Origin of the sequence: Caulobacter sp. ErkDOM-C, assembly GCF_048541825.1 — a bacterium.
Taxonomy (GTDB): Bacteria; Pseudomonadota; Alphaproteobacteria; order Caulobacterales; family Caulobacteraceae; genus Caulobacter.
In genome coordinates this window covers 1,764,723-1,778,421 of record NZ_CP183332.1, presented here as the reverse complement: position 1 = coordinate 1,778,421, position 13,699 = coordinate 1,764,723, and the positions used below count along the sequence as shown (strand labels likewise).

The following is a 13,699-nucleotide window of genomic DNA, read 5'->3' as shown; positions in this document are numbered from 1 at the left end:
CGAGCGGGGATCGAATGGCGCGTTATCTCTTCACCACCTGGGAAGGCGGCGGACATGTGCAGCCCCTGCTGCTCGCTGCCCGTGACCTGCAGGATCGCGGTCATGCCGTGCTGATCCTCAGCGATGTCTGCAACGACACTGACGCCGCCGCCCTGGGCGTGGCGTTTCAGCCCTGGACGACAGCGCCGAGCCAGACCGGAAAGCGCCGCGAGGACGATCGCCTGAAGGACCATGAAGCCGACAATCCCCTCGAGGTGATCCAGCGGCTGATCGACCGGATCATGGCAGGGCCGGCCCTGGCCTATGCGCAGGATACGCTCGCCGCCGTCGACGCCTTCAAGCCTGACGCCATCGTCAGTCAGGAACTTCTGCTGGGCGCCATGGCCGCAGCGGAGGCCCGCAATCTGCCCCTGGCCCTGTTCGCCGCCAATATCTGGTCGCTCCCCACCCTGTCGGGTGTCCCGCCCTTCGGCGCGGGCATGCCGCCAGCGACCTCAGACGAAGAGCGCGCCATGCACGCGATGGTCACCCAGATGAGCCGGGGTCTGTTCCAGATCGGCTTGCCGGCCCTGAACACGGCGCGCGCCGCGCTCGGCCTGCCGGCGCTGGACGATCTGTTCGGCCAACTTGATGCGGCCGGCCTGATCCTGATCGCCAGCAGCCGGGCGTTCGATTTCGCCCCCGATCCCGTGCCTGCTCCGTTCGCCTATGCAGGCCCCTATCTGGCCGATCCTGCCTGGGTCGAGCCCGCGACCCTGCCTGCGGGCGACGCTCCGCTGGTGCTGGTCTCGTTTTCCAGTCTGTATCAGGCGCAGGAAGTCGTGCTGAGCAACGTCATCGTTGCGCTGGGCCGCTTGCCGGTGCGCGGCCTGGTGACGACAGGGCCGACCCTTGACCCGAGCCAATTCCCCGCGCCCGACAATGTGATCGTGGTGCGCAGCGCGCCGCACGAGGCCTTGCTAGACGAAACGGCGGTGTTCGTGACCCATGCCGGCCATGGCTCTACGCTACGCCCGCTGATGGCGGGGGTCCCGCTCCTGTGCATGCCGATGGGCCGTGACCAGCACGACAACGCCGCCAGGGTGGTCGCCCGCGACGCCGGTCTGCGCCTGTCGCCAGACGCAAGCGTAGAAGCGATCATGGCCGCAATCACCGCGTTGCTTGAAGATGTCCGCTATGGCCAGGCCGCCGCAGCCTTGGGCGCCGCGATCCAGGCCGACCGTGACGACAGGTCCGCTGCGACCCTGTTGGAACTGCTGCTGGCGCCGGCGACGAGTTTTGGTGGGCGGTGAGGGGATCGAACCCCCGACCCTCTCCGTGTAAAGGAGACGCTCTACCGCTGAGCTAACCGCCCCAAAAGTCGAGCCGGCCTTCTAGCCGCCAGCGTGGCCCATGCAAAGCGAATAAGAAAAGGGCGGCGCGCCGAGAAGCGCTCCGCCCTCTTTGTCTCTCGAGAAGAGATCAGCCGTTGAGCGTGGTCTTCAGGCCTTCGCCGACCTGGAAACGCGCGGTCTTCGAGGCCGGGCGGTTGACGGTCTCGCCGGTGCGAGGATTGCGCGCAGTACCCGCCGCACGCGCTACGGCCTTGAACGTGCCGAAGCCCACGAGACGCACGTCGTTTCCTGACTTCAGCGAGTCGGTGACGGATTCGATGAAGGCTTCCAGAGCGTCCTTGGCCTGAATTTTATTGATGCCCGCCTTCTCGGCGATCGCCGTGACGAGTTCGGCTTTTGTGGTCATGCTTTTCTCCCAGCCAATAAAGCGGCGGCGCTTCGCAAAAGCCGACGCCACTTCGCTCGGCCAGGATTATGGCGGCGGAAAATGCCCCGTCAAATGAAGGCGGCGCGGGAACCTCCCGCGCCGCCATACTTATCAACGATAAGTTACAGTCAGTGGGTCAAAATGGCGTCCCCGTCGCCCTCATCGCCCTTCGCAGTTGCAGCAATGGGCTCATCGGCCTCATTCCACTCCACGGGCGTCAGCGGGCCGGTCAGCGCATGCTTGAGCACCTCATCGACGGTGGAGACCGGAATGATCTCCAGGCCGTCCTTCACCGACTGAGGCACATCGACCAGATCCTTCTCGTTTTCCTGAGGGATCAGAACCGTCTTCACGCCTGACCGCAGGGCCGCCAGGAGCTTCTCCTTCAGCCCGCCAATGGCGGTCACACGCCCGCGCAGGGTGATCTCGCCGGTCATGGCGATCTCCTTGCGGATCGGAATACCGGTCAGCACCGAAACCATGGCCACAGCCATGGCGGCACCGGCCGAGGGGCCATCCTTGGGCGTCGCGCCATCCGGCACGTGGATGTGCACGTCGGTCTTTTCAAAGACCGGCGGCTTGACGCCAAAGTGCAGGGCCCGCGAGCGGACATAGGACTGGGCCGCCGAGATCGACTCCTTCATCACGTCCTTGAGGTTGCCGGTGACCGTCATGCGGCCCTTGCCCGGCATCTTCACGGCTTCGATGGTCAGGATGTCGCCGCCGAACTCGGTCCAGGCCAGACCCGTGACGATCCCGACCTGGTCGACTTCGTCGGTCTCGCCATAGCGGTACTTCTTGACGCCCGCATACTTGGCCAGCCGCTCGTCGTCGATGGTGATCGAGGTGACCTTCTCGCGTCCCAGATCGCGGACGGTCTTGCGCGCCAGGGCGCCCAGTTCCCGCTCCAGCGACCGCACGCCGGCTTCCCGAGTGTAGTAGCGGATAAGATCGCGGATCGCCTTTTCAGGCACCACGAACTCAGAGTCCTTCAGGCCATGATCCTTGGTCAGCTTGGGCAGGATGTGGCGCTTGGCGATCTCCAGCTTCTCATCTTCGGTGTATCCGGCGATGCGAATGATCTCCATGCGGTCCAGCAGCGGCTGGGGCATGTTGAGACTGTTGGCCGTCGTGACGAACATCACCTGGCTCAGGTCGTAGTCGACCTCCAGATAGTGATCGCCGAACGCCGAGTTCTGCGCGGGATCCAGCACTTCGAGCAGGGCCGAGGCGGGGTCGCCGCGGTAGTCGCTGCCCATCTTGTCGATCTCGTCGAGCAGGAAGAAGGCGTTGGTGGTCTTGGCCTTCTTCATCGACTGGATGACCTTGCCGGGCATCGAGCCGATATAGGTGCGGCGGTGACCGCGGATCTCCGCTTCGTCACGCACCCCGCCAAGGCTCATGCGGACAAACTCGCGGCCCGTCGCCTTGGCCAGCGACTTGCCCAGCGAGGTCTTGCCGACGCCGGGAGGGCCGACGAGGCAAAGAATCGGCCCCTTCAGCGAGTTGGTGCGCGCCTGGACGGCCAGATACTCAAGGATGCGTTCCTTGACCTTCTCCAGACCGTAGTGATCCTCGTCGAGGATGGTCTCGGCCTCAACCAGGTCGATCTTCTTGGTCTTGGCCTTGCCCCACGGGATCGACAGCATCCAGTCGAGATAGTTGCGCACGACCGTGCTCTCGGCCGACATCGGGCTCATGTTGCGCAGCTTCTTCAGCTCGCCTTCGGCCTTGGTGCGGGCCTCCTTGGAGAGCTTGGTCTTCTTGATGCGCTTTTCGAGATCGATGAGTTCATCGCGCTGATCGTCGGGATCGCCCAGCTCGCGCTGGATCGCCTTCATCTGCTCGTTGAGATAATATTCGCGCTGGGTCTTCTCCATCTGGCGCTTGACGCGCGAGCGGATCTTTTTCTCGACCTGCAGAACGCTGATCTCGCCTTCCATCAGCGCGAAGACCTTTTCCAGGCGCTTCACGATGTCAAAGATTTCCAGCAGGTGCTGCTTGTCGCCGATCTTCACCGACAGGTGGGCGGCGATGCTGTCGGCCAGCTTGCCCGGCTCGGCGATCTGGGGGATCGAGGCCAGGGCTTCCGGCGGCACCTTCTTGTTGAGTTTGACGTAGTTCTCGAACTGCTCGACCACGGCGCGCGACAACGCCTCGGCCTCGGGACCGACGCCCTCGTCCTCGCTGACTTCACCGATCTGGGCCTCATAGAAGGACTCCTGATCGGTAAACTTGACCACGGCGGCGCGGCCCTTGCCTTCGACCAGCACCTTTACGGTGCCGTCGGGCAGCTTGAGCAATTGAAGAACGGTGGCCAGGACGCCGACATCATAGATGTCGCCCGGCGACGGGTCATCGTCAGCCGAGTTCTTCTGGGTCACCAACAGGATCTGCTTGTCACCGCGCATCACCTCTTCGAGGGCGCGCACGGATTTGTCGCGGCCCACGAAAAGCGGCACGACCATATGCGGGAAAACCACGATGTCCCGCAGCGGCAAGACTGGAAGCGTACGAAGTTCAGACATAATGCTCTTACTCCCGGCCGTCGCGGCATCCGCGCTCGGCCATGCGGACCGCCGTTACATCAGACGATGCGCCTGAGTCGATCGGCCCGTCCGTCCGGGACTGGACGGAATGGTCCTTATTTATGTGGACGTTTCGCTACTGCGTTCAAGCCGAGTCGCCTGATAGCGGCGACTGGTCGCGCATAAGGGGCCAAGCTGAAGGGGATATGCCCTCAAAGCGCCCTCTTACGCAATTTCGTTTCAAACTTGCCGCGATGGTGCGACGCCGCCGACCCCAAGCGCCTGTTGCATGGCGGCATCAGGCGACGAAGATCCAAGCTCCAGCGCTCAGGCGGCATGAAAAAAAGGCGCGCCCCGAGGAGCGCGCCTTGATCTTCGGAAGGGCTATTCGCGTCAGGCCGACGCGGCGCCACCCTTCTTTTCGGCATAGATCAGCAGCGGCTGAGCCCGGCCTTCGACGACCTCGGCATTGACCACCACTTCCTCGACGCCCTCGTAGTTGGGCAGCTCGAACATGGTCTCCAGGAGGATGCCTTCCATGATCGAACGCAGACCGCGCGCGCCGGTCTTGCGGGCGATGGCCTTGGTCGCAATCCCGCGCAGGGCGTCCTCGGTGAAGGTCAGGCCGATGTTTTCCATCTCGAACAGGCGCTGGTACTGCTTGACGAAGGCGTTCTTCGGCTCGGTCAGGATCTTGACCAGGGCGGCCTCGTCGAGGTCCTCCAGGGTCGCGATCACCGGCAGACGACCGATGAATTCCGGGATCAGACCGAAGCGTTGCAGGTCGTCCGGCTCGACGTTGCGCAGGATTTCGCCCGTGCGACGTTCTTCCGGATCAGCAACCTTGGCGCCGAAGCCGATCGACTTGCCCTGGCCGCGCGCCGAGATGATGCGCTCCAGACCCGCAAACGCCCCGCCGCAGATGAACAGGATGTTTGTGGTGTCGACCTGCAGGAACTCTTGTTGAGGATGCTTGCGCCCGCCTTGCGGCGGCACGGAGGCGACAGTGCCTTCCATGATCTTCAGCAGGGCCTGCTGCACGCCTTCACCCGACACGTCGCGGGTGATCGACGGATTGTCGGACTTGCGGCTGATCTTGTCGATTTCATCGATATAGACGATGCCCCGCTGCGCCCGTTCGACATTGTAGTCGGCGGCCTGAAGCAGCTTGAGCACGATGTTTTCGACGTCCTCACCCACATAACCGGCTTCGGTCAGGGTGGTGGCGTCGGCCATCGTGAAGGGCACGTCGATGATTCGGGCCAGGGTCTGGGCCAGAAGCGTCTTGCCCGTGCCGGTGGGACCCACCAGCAGGATGTTGGATTTGGCCAGTTCCACGTCGTTGTTCTTGGACGCGTGGTTGAGGCGCTTGTAGTGATTGTGCACCGCGACAGCGAGCACCTTCTTGGCGTGATCTTGGCCGATCACGTAATCGTCCAGGACCTCACAGATTTCGCGTGGCGTCGGGACGCCATCCTTCGACTTCACGAAAGCAATCTTGTGCTCTTCGCGAATGATGTCCATGCAGAGCTCGACGCATTCATCACAAATGAACACCGTCGGTCCCGCGATGAGCTTTCGCACCTCATGCTGGCTCTTTCCGCAGAAAGAACAGTACAGGGTGCTCTTGGTATCGCCGCTCGCGGCTTTCGTCATGGTCGCTTCTCACGCTATGGCGGCGGCGGCTACGGCCGTGACGCCCGCTCCTGGCTCACATGCCGTCTCCGAAGGGACAGCTTACATGCCGGGAGTTGTCTAATCCTTGACATTCCCCGATCCGGCCGCAGTTCACAAGCCTTGGCGCTTTTTTCGAGCGCCTGACCAGAGAAAGCACCGTGTCGTCTAATGATCTTCCGGTCTAAAATGGGGTCCACGGCCAACGGCGCAACCGCTCCAGGACCTTGACCCTTCCATAGATGTGGAAGGCTTAGAGCCGGTGCGGGGAATCGTGATCGAACAACCGCTTGTTTAACAGGGCGCGCCCGATGCGTGCGGAGAAGAATGGCGAAGCGCTCACTAATGGCCAAAGGCCTGACGGCCTCGATGCCGATGACAGGCGACATGACCGATGCGCCGGCGCTTGTGGCTTTCGACTTTGACGGCACGCTGACCGTCCGCGACAGCTTCAATGCCTTCCTGAAATGGCGGGCGGGCCCCGCGCGCTGGACGGCGGGCGTGTTGCGGCTCTCCCCCGCCCTCGTGCGCTACGTTTTCAACCGCAATCGCGGCAAGCTGAAGGCTGCGGCGGTGCGCGAATTCCTGAAAGGCGCAACCCAGGCCGAGATCGAAGCCGATGCGCGGACGTTCGCGGAGCTGCACGCCCCTTCCCTCTTTCGTCCCGACGCCCTGGCCGTGTGGCGCCGCTGGCGCGCCAAGGGCGCCCGCATGGTCATCGTCACCGCGTCGCCCGACATCACTGTCGCGCCGTTCGCGCGCGGTCTGGGCGCGGACCTGCTGATCGGCACGCGCCTCGCCTTTGACCACGAAGACCGCGCCCTCGGCGTCCTGGCCGGTCCAAACTGTCGCGCCAAGGAGAAGGTCGTCCGCCTGAAAGAAGCCTTCGGCGAGGACGTTCGCCTCACGGCAGCCTATGGCGACACGTCGGGCGATACCGAAATGCTGGCCATCGCCGATGAGCGCGGCTACCGCGTCTTCCGGGGCAAGCCGCTTTAAGCCAGCATAAAAAAGCCGCCGACCTTGCGGCCGGCGGCTTGATCAGGATGCGGAGCGGCGAGGCCTAGGCTTTGGCGTCGGTCTCGTCGCGCGTTTCATTGATGTGATCTATCAGGCCCCAGGCCTTGGATTCCTCAGCGCTCATGAAGTGGTCGCGATCGAGGGTGCGCTCGACCTCTTCATAGGTCCGGCCGCAGTGCTTGACGTAGATTTCGTTCAAACGGCGCTTGGTCTTGATGATGTCTTCGGCGTGGCGCTCGATATCCGAGGCCTGGCCGCGGAAACCGCCCGACGGCTGGTGAACCATGATGCGCGAGTTCGGCAGCGAGATGCGCTGGCCTGCGGCGCCGGCGCAGAGTAGGAGGCTGCCCATCGAGGCCGCCATGCCCATGCACACGGTCGAAACCGGGCTCTTGATGTATTGCATGGTGTCATAGATCGCGAGACCCGCCGTCACCACGCCGCCCGGCGAGTTGATGTACATGGCGATTTCCTTCTTGGGGTTCTCGGACTCCAGGAAGAGAAGCTGCGCGCAGATCAGGCTGGCCATGCCGTCTTCGACGGGGCCGGTCAGGAAAATGATCCGCTCCTTGAGCAGGCGCGAGAAGATATCGAACGCGCGCTCGCCGCGGCTGGTCTGTTCGACCACCATCGGCACGAGGTTCATCGCCGTTGCAACCGGATCGTACATAGGGTTCGCCCTTTTTCGCGTTTTGGGGCCGCGCGAATCACACACCTCGCGCGGCGTCGCCAACGCATATCGCGTGGCGCTTAACAGGTTGCAAGGAGCGGGCACAAAGCTTGGGCCAAAGAAAAAGGCGCGGCCCTTGCGAGCCGCGCCCTGTCTCGTCGGGTGACGGAGGCCCTAGCCGCCGTAGCCTTCCGGCAGATCGTCTTCTTCCAGGAGCTCTTCCTTGGAAACTTCCTTTTCCTCGATCTTGGCCTTGCCGAAGATCAGGTCGACGACCTTGTCCTCATAGATCGGGGCGCGCAGAGCGGCCTGCAGGTCGGCGCGCTGGCGGTACATGTCGAACACTTGCTGTGCTTGCGCGCCATACTGGCGGGCTTCGCGCATGATGGCGTCGGTCAGTTCCTGGTCGGTCACGACCACGTCGTTCTTGCGACCGATTTCGGCCAGCACCAGACCCAGACGCACGCGGCGCTCGGCGATCTTGCGGTACTCGTCCTTCAGCTGGTCTTCGGTCTTGTCGGCGTCTTCCGGCGGCAGGCCGCCCTGGGTCTTGTCGGCCTGAACCTGTTGCCAGATGCCGGCAAACTCGGCGTCGACCATGCGCGGCGGCAGGTCGAACTCGTGCTTGGTGTCCAGCACGTCCAGCAGGGCGCGCTTCAGCTTGAAGCGCGAGGAATTGTCGTAACGGCCCGACAGGTTCGACTTCAGCAGCTCTTTCAGAGCGGCCAGGTCCGAGAGACCAAGGCGCTTGGCCAGTTCGTCATCGGCTTCGGCGTCAACCGGCGCGCGGACTTCGGTCACCTTGGTGGCGAATTCAGCGGCCTTACCGGCCAGATCCTTGGCCTGATAGTCTTCGGGGAAGGTAACCTTCACGACCAGTTCGTCGCCCGGCTTGGCGCCGACCAGCTGCTCTTCAAAGCCGGGAATGAACTGGCCCGAACCGAGAACCAGCTCAGCGCCTTCGGCCTTGCCGCCGGCGAACTCGACGCCGTCAACCGTGCCGACGAAGTCGATCAGCAGTTGGTCGCCGTCCTTGGACTTCAGGCTCTTGCCCTTGCGGGGCTCGTAGGTGCGGGCCTGCTTGGCCAGTTCGGCCAGGGCCTCGTCGACCTCAGCGTCGGCGACCTTGTAGACCGGCTTGACCAGTTCGATGCTGGCGGGATCGATCGGCTCGAAGTCCGGCATGATCTCGATGGCAACGTCGAACGACAGGTCTTCGCCACCAGCGACGACCTTTTCCATGTCCGAAGACGGCTTCAGCTCAGGCTGACCGGCGGGACGCAGCTTGTTGTCGTCCAGAACCTTCTGGGTGGTCTCGTTGAGCGCCTGCTCGACGACTTCACCCATCAGGGCCTTGCCGTACAGACGGCGCACGTGAGCGGCGGGAACCTTGCCAGGGCGGAAGCCCTTGACGTTCATCTGCGGCGCGACTTCGGCGATCCGCGCTTCGAGACGCGTGGCCAGCTCGGCGGCCGGCACGGTCACTCCATAAACGCGGCTAAGGCCTTCGCCCGACTTTTCAACGATCTGCATCGACATTGTCATATTCTCGGACCTGCGACGCGCGCGTCGGGGGTCCGCCCTGGGGTCAAAAACATCGACGCCGCCCGCGAGGCCGGGGCGGCGAAAGAGCGCCCTTATGTCACGACGTGCGCGACCATCCAAGAGCGCCAGCGGCAAAAGTCACGGCCATCCCTCATAGTCGGGAAAGCGGTCAGTCAATCTTGGTGCGGATGAGAGGACTCGAACCTCCACGCCTCTCGGCGCCAGAACCTAAATCTGGTGCGTCTACCAGTTTCGCCACATCCGCATGGGGTCAGGCCTTACGGATTTCACCGTGGCGATGCAAGGGCGCCGCGCTCATGGACGGGGCGACGTGCCAAGAGCCCAGCCAGCACGGCGGGAGCCAGATCCGGCAAGTCTTCTGAGATCAACCCCGGCCCGTACGCCTTCCCGCATTCCGCATGGATCCAGGCTCCGGCGCAGGCTGCTTCGAAACTCTCCATGCCCTGGGCGATCAGGCCGCCGATGAAGCCCGCCAGAACATCGCCCGCCCCCGCCGTCGCCAACCAGGGCGATCCGTTAAGCGAAATGGCCGCGCGACCGTCCGGCGCGGCAACCACGGTATCGGGTCCTTTCAAGAGCACGACAGCGCCGGCCCGGCGCGCAGCTTCCCGCGCCGCCGCCACGCGCTCGACCGATTCGCCCAGAAGTCCCGGAAAGATCCGCTCGAACTCGCCGGGGTGCGGCGTGAGCACGTCATCGCGATCCAGCGCCGAGAACAGCGCGCCCGGGTCATGGCGGAAGCTGGTCAGGGCGTCGGCGTCGACCACCAGGGCTGCGCCCGTCCTCGCCAGAGCGAAAAGATTTCGCGTGATTGTATCGCCGACGCCGCCGGCCGGACCGATCACGACGGCGTCGGCGCCTTCTCCCGCCGTCTGCAGATCCGCCTCGCCTTCGAAAGGCGCCAGCATGATCGCTTCGAGATGAGCGGCGTTTGTCGCCAGCGCGTTCGGCGGCGACAACAGGCTGACCACGCCCGCTCCGATCCTCAGACCGCCTCGCGCCGCCAGGCGCGCTGCGCCTGTGTTCCACGCGTCGCCGCTGACCACCTTCAAACGACCACGCCGATGCTTGTGCGCGTCCAGGGCGGGCCACGGAAACCGGGCCTCCCACAGGTCGGGTGAATTCTCGTGCAGGGTGCAGATGTGGTCTGGGGCGGCGAGCCCGATGTCTGCGACGATCACCTCTCCGCAAGCCGCGCGTCCGTCCATCAGGCAGTGAGCCAGCTTGCGTCGATGAAAGGTCACGGTGAGATCGGCCCGAAACGCAGTCTCGCCCAAAGCACGGCCTGTATCGCCAGACACGCCGCTGGGCACATCGATCGCGATGATGGGCTTGTTCAGAAGATTGCTGGCGCGGGCCAGCTTGGCGACATCGCCCTCGAGCGGCCGCGACAGGCCCGCGCCAAACAGCGCGTCTATATAAATGTCGGCCGGGCCAGGCTCGGGCGACAGGGGCCCGGTTTCGCCCTTCCAGCGGACCGCCGCGCGCCGGGCTGCGTCGGTGACCGGCGGCGCAGAGGCTTCCACGCGAACCGACCAGCCTTTGCTGCGCAGGTGCCGCGCTGCGACATAGCCATCGCCGCCGTTGTCGCCAGGACCGCACCAGATCACGACGGGCCGATGTGAGAACCGCGCCCTAACCGCCTCGGCGACCGCGATTCCGGCGCGCTCCATCAACGTACTGGTTGGTACGCCAAGCGCGACGGCGGCGCGATCCGCCGCGGTCATCTCGGCGACGGTCATGATCTCGCGCGGCACGACGACTCCTTCAGAGCACCTGACTCTGAGCTTCGCGTCCTTTCTCGTTGAGGATCAAGCGTCCATCGCGGATGTCGAACGTCGTGATCGAACAGTGATCCGGTCGGAACGCCGCCACCCTCGCCTCGCCGATCGCCACGCCGACGGCGGCGTTCAGCGCCACGAAGTGACTGAACACCGCCGTATTCGGATACTCCGCCAAGGCGGCCGCAACGCTTCTCGCCCAGGCCTCATAGTCCAGATCGCCGACAATCTGCCCCCATTCGCCGCCGAACGCCGCCTGAAGCCAGGCGGGCCGGTCCGCGGCGGGCATTGCCGCGGGCGTAGGGATCTCGCCCACGCGGGGATCGATCACGAGCTCGACACCCAGCGCGCGCGCCATCGGCGCGGCGGTTTCACGGCACCGACGCAGGGGTGATGAGACGACACGGAGCGGGCGTTCCCCTTCCGGCAGGGCCATCAGGGCTTCCATCGTATCTACGGCCTGCCGATGCCCGACCTCGTCGAGGCCTGGATCATCCTCCGCCCCGCCCCAGGTCGAGGCTGGACGCCCGTGGCGGATGACATGGACGCGGGTCATGGGTTCAATCCGGAACAAAAAGGTTGCGAACACCGTCGGGGTGAGGACCGACGACGCCCGTTCTGCCCACGCCTTCTCGGGCCTGGAGATCCAGCAGGGTCTCGGGATCCTCGGGCGTGTGGGCCACGAAGCGTCGGCCGGCAGAGTCCCGGCCAATCACGATGCCCATGCGGACGCCTTCGCGGGCGTGGACCACGGTATAGGTCTCGATCACCGCCGGCCCGGTCGGGTGTTCGACGATGTCGGGATGCGGCAGCGCGTCGATCCGGTCCTGAATCCTGGAGGGCGCCTCGCGCACCCAGTCTCCCTCGACAGGTCTTGTCGAATAGATGCCGACCGACTGTTTGGTCAGGAACCAGCCATTGGCGGTGCAGAGCCCGTAGGCGCCGGGCTGGGCTCTGAGTCGCCCCATCATCTCGGCGATGGAATGCAGGGCGTAGTTGTTTCCCGGCCCTCCGAAATAAGGCAGGCCGCCGGTGACGGTCAGGCCGCGTGGATCATCCAGCGCCAGGCCCAGCTCTTCGGCCGCCACCTCAACGGCGGACGGGAAGCAGGAATAAAGGTCAATGATATCGATGTCGGACAGGCCGATACCCGCCATCGCGAAGGCGCGCTCACCGGTCAGGCGAATGGCTGGACTGGAATGAAAATCCTGGCGGTCCATCGGGTACCAGAGATCGGCGGCGTCGGCGCAGCCGTGCAGATAGACCCACTTGTCTTCTGACACGCCCAGTTCGCGCGCCTTGCTGACGCTGCAGATCAGCACGGCGGCCGATTGGTCCACCTCCATGATGGCGTTCAGGTACTTGGGATAGGGAAAGCTGATCATCCGGTTGCGATCGGTGACCGTCATCAGCTCCTCCGGTGATCGCTCGACCGGGAACCAGGCCTTGGGATTGCCGGCCGCGACCTTGCTGAACGGTGAGAACAGGCGTCCGAGCCGGGCCTGATGGTCTTCCAGAGACCGGCCGTCGCGGGCGCGCAACGCGTTCTCGAACAATGGATAGGTGTTGACGGGATAGCCCAGGCCGTGCGCGGCCTCCTGCGGCGTAACGCCGGGACGAGGATCGCCGATGCGAGCCGGTGGCTCGGTGATGTCATCGCCCCAGCCTTCGAACCCCAAGCCGCCCTTCAGACGCTTCATCAGAGAGCCGAGAAACTCGGCTCCCGTCACCAGGGCCATTTCGGCCTCGCCCTTGGCGATCCGCTCGCAGACGACATTGACCGCCTGCTGAGGGCTGTTGCCGCCGGTCTCTGTATAAACGCTCCATGCCGGCGCGGCGCCCAACGCCCTGGCCAGGCTCGCGGGAGGATTGGCAAGGCGCGGCAAGGGAAGCTTCGAAAGCCCGCCCGGCGCGTCGATACTGAAAGCGATGACCGCCAACGCGTCGAGTTCGGCAAGAACCGACCCCAAGAGCCCTGCATCCTCAACAGCACGCTCCGCTGCAATCTTCAGCAGTTCGAGTGGTGACGGCGAGTTTTCGATTTTTCCGCGGTAGGTGAACTGGCCAGCGCCGATCAAAACCGGTGTGTCGTCGCGCATGTTCGCCCCCATTCAAACGATTGTTGGGGGCGATCCTAGGGGTGAAACGGCGCTCCGCAAGGCCATTTGGTCAACAAACCTGCACTGATCAATTTTCGTGCTCGTGATGCATAAAATTTGATCATCACTCTCGATCCGTCATCGGCGAGCCCCTTTCCGACCTTCGAAAGCTTGCGAGTCCCCCGGGCGGCGTGATCCGTGCCGCTCATCAAAGGCGCGGCGCGCCTGCGGGCCCGAAAGTGGAACCGATGAAGAAGATCGAAGCCATCATCAAGCCGTTCAAGCTGGATGAGGTGAAGGAGGCGCTCCAGGAGATGGGCGTTCAGGGCATGACCGTGCTTGAAGCGAAAGGCTATGGTCGCCAGAAGGGCCATACCGAGCTCTATCGCGGCGCTGAGTACGTCGTGGACTTCCTCCCCAAGATCAAGGTGGAGGTGGTCGTCGAGGACAGCCAACTGGAACCCGCGCTGGAGGCCATCACCCGCGCCGCGCGCACCGGGCGCATCGGCGACGGCAAGATTTTCGTCTCGGAGATCGCGGAAGTCATCCGCATCCGAACCGGAGAAAGCGGCCCCGCGGCCGTCTAGCCGCGAACGGTCA

Annotated in this window: 11 protein-coding genes and 2 tRNA genes; 3 read left to right on the top strand and 10 right to left on the bottom strand. The window is 64.2% G+C overall.

Annotation, left to right across the window (positions count from 1 at the left end; translation table 11 throughout):
• Window positions 1–14: 14 nt before the first annotated feature.
• Window positions 15–1,292, top strand: coding sequence for a glycosyltransferase (locus ACN2C8_RS08685; RefSeq protein ID WP_419255501.1), 1,278 nt, complete (start codon window positions 15–17; stop codon window positions 1,290–1,292).
• On the opposite strand, the gene ACN2C8_RS08680 is transcribed toward ACN2C8_RS08685, so the two are convergent.
• From ACN2C8_RS08680 to clpX, 4 genes are all read right to left on the bottom strand, one after another.
• Window positions 1,280–1,354, bottom strand: a tRNA-Val gene (locus ACN2C8_RS08680). The two genes, ACN2C8_RS08685 and ACN2C8_RS08680, sit on opposite strands and share 13 nt — an antisense overlap.
• Window positions 1,355–1,461: 107 nt before the next feature.
• A complete protein-coding gene (locus tag ACN2C8_RS08675; RefSeq protein ID WP_419255499.1) occupies window positions 1,462–1,740 on the bottom strand; it encodes an HU family DNA-binding protein in 279 nt (92 codons plus the stop codon).
• Between the two features lie 149 nt (window positions 1,741–1,889).
• A complete protein-coding gene (gene lon, locus ACN2C8_RS08670) occupies window positions 1,890–4,289 on the bottom strand; it encodes an endopeptidase La (RefSeq protein WP_419255497.1) in 2,400 nt (799 codons plus the stop codon).
• Between the two features lie 393 nt (window positions 4,290–4,682).
• Window positions 4,683–5,945 carry an ATP-dependent protease ATP-binding subunit ClpX gene (gene clpX / locus ACN2C8_RS08665; protein WP_419255495.1) on the bottom strand — a complete coding sequence of 421 codons (1,263 nt, stop codon included), beginning with the start codon at window positions 5,943–5,945 and terminating at the stop codon, window positions 4,683–4,685.
• A 345-nt stretch (window positions 5,946–6,290) separates the two neighbouring features.
• Between clpX and ACN2C8_RS08660 the strand changes: the two genes are divergently transcribed.
• A complete protein-coding gene (locus tag ACN2C8_RS08660) occupies window positions 6,291–6,962 on the top strand; it encodes an HAD-IB family hydrolase (RefSeq protein ID WP_419255493.1) in 672 nt (223 codons plus the stop codon).
• Window positions 6,963–7,026: 64 nt separating this feature from the next.
• Here the strand turns inward: ACN2C8_RS08660 and ACN2C8_RS08655 are convergent, their stop codons facing one another.
• The 6 genes from ACN2C8_RS08655 to ACN2C8_RS08630 form a co-directional block, all read right to left on the bottom strand.
• On the bottom strand, window positions 7,027–7,653 hold the full coding sequence (locus ACN2C8_RS08655) for an ATP-dependent Clp protease proteolytic subunit (RefSeq protein ID WP_419255848.1): 627 nt from the start codon (window positions 7,651–7,653) through the stop codon (window positions 7,027–7,029).
• Between the two features lie 174 nt (window positions 7,654–7,827).
• Window positions 7,828–9,186, bottom strand: coding sequence for a trigger factor (tig, locus tag ACN2C8_RS08650; RefSeq protein WP_419255847.1), 1,359 nt, complete (start codon window positions 9,184–9,186; stop codon window positions 7,828–7,830).
• A 192-nt stretch (window positions 9,187–9,378) separates the two neighbouring features.
• Window positions 9,379–9,463 (bottom strand) — tRNA-Leu (locus tag ACN2C8_RS08645).
• 22 nt (window positions 9,464–9,485) lie between these two features.
• Window positions 9,486–10,976 (bottom strand): NAD(P)H-hydrate dehydratase, encoded by a 1,491-nt coding sequence (locus tag ACN2C8_RS08640; RefSeq protein ID WP_419255491.1) that lies wholly within the window; start codon window positions 10,974–10,976, stop codon window positions 9,486–9,488.
• A gap of 10 nt (window positions 10,977–10,986) precedes the next feature.
• Window positions 10,987–11,556: a histidine phosphatase family protein gene (locus ACN2C8_RS08635; protein ID WP_419255489.1), complete on the bottom strand. Its 570-nt coding sequence runs from the start codon at window positions 11,554–11,556 to the stop codon at window positions 10,987–10,989.
• A 4-nt stretch (window positions 11,557–11,560) separates the two neighbouring features.
• A complete protein-coding gene (locus ACN2C8_RS08630) occupies window positions 11,561–13,111 on the bottom strand; it encodes an acetyl-CoA acetyltransferase (RefSeq protein ID WP_419255487.1) in 1,551 nt (516 codons plus the stop codon).
• A 236-nt stretch (window positions 13,112–13,347) separates the two neighbouring features.
• Between ACN2C8_RS08630 and ACN2C8_RS08625 the strand changes: the two genes are divergently transcribed.
• Window positions 13,348–13,686 (top strand): P-II family nitrogen regulator, encoded by a 339-nt coding sequence (locus ACN2C8_RS08625; RefSeq protein ID WP_035046431.1) that lies wholly within the window; start codon window positions 13,348–13,350, stop codon window positions 13,684–13,686.
• The last annotated feature ends 13 nt before the right edge of the window (window positions 13,687–13,699 follow it).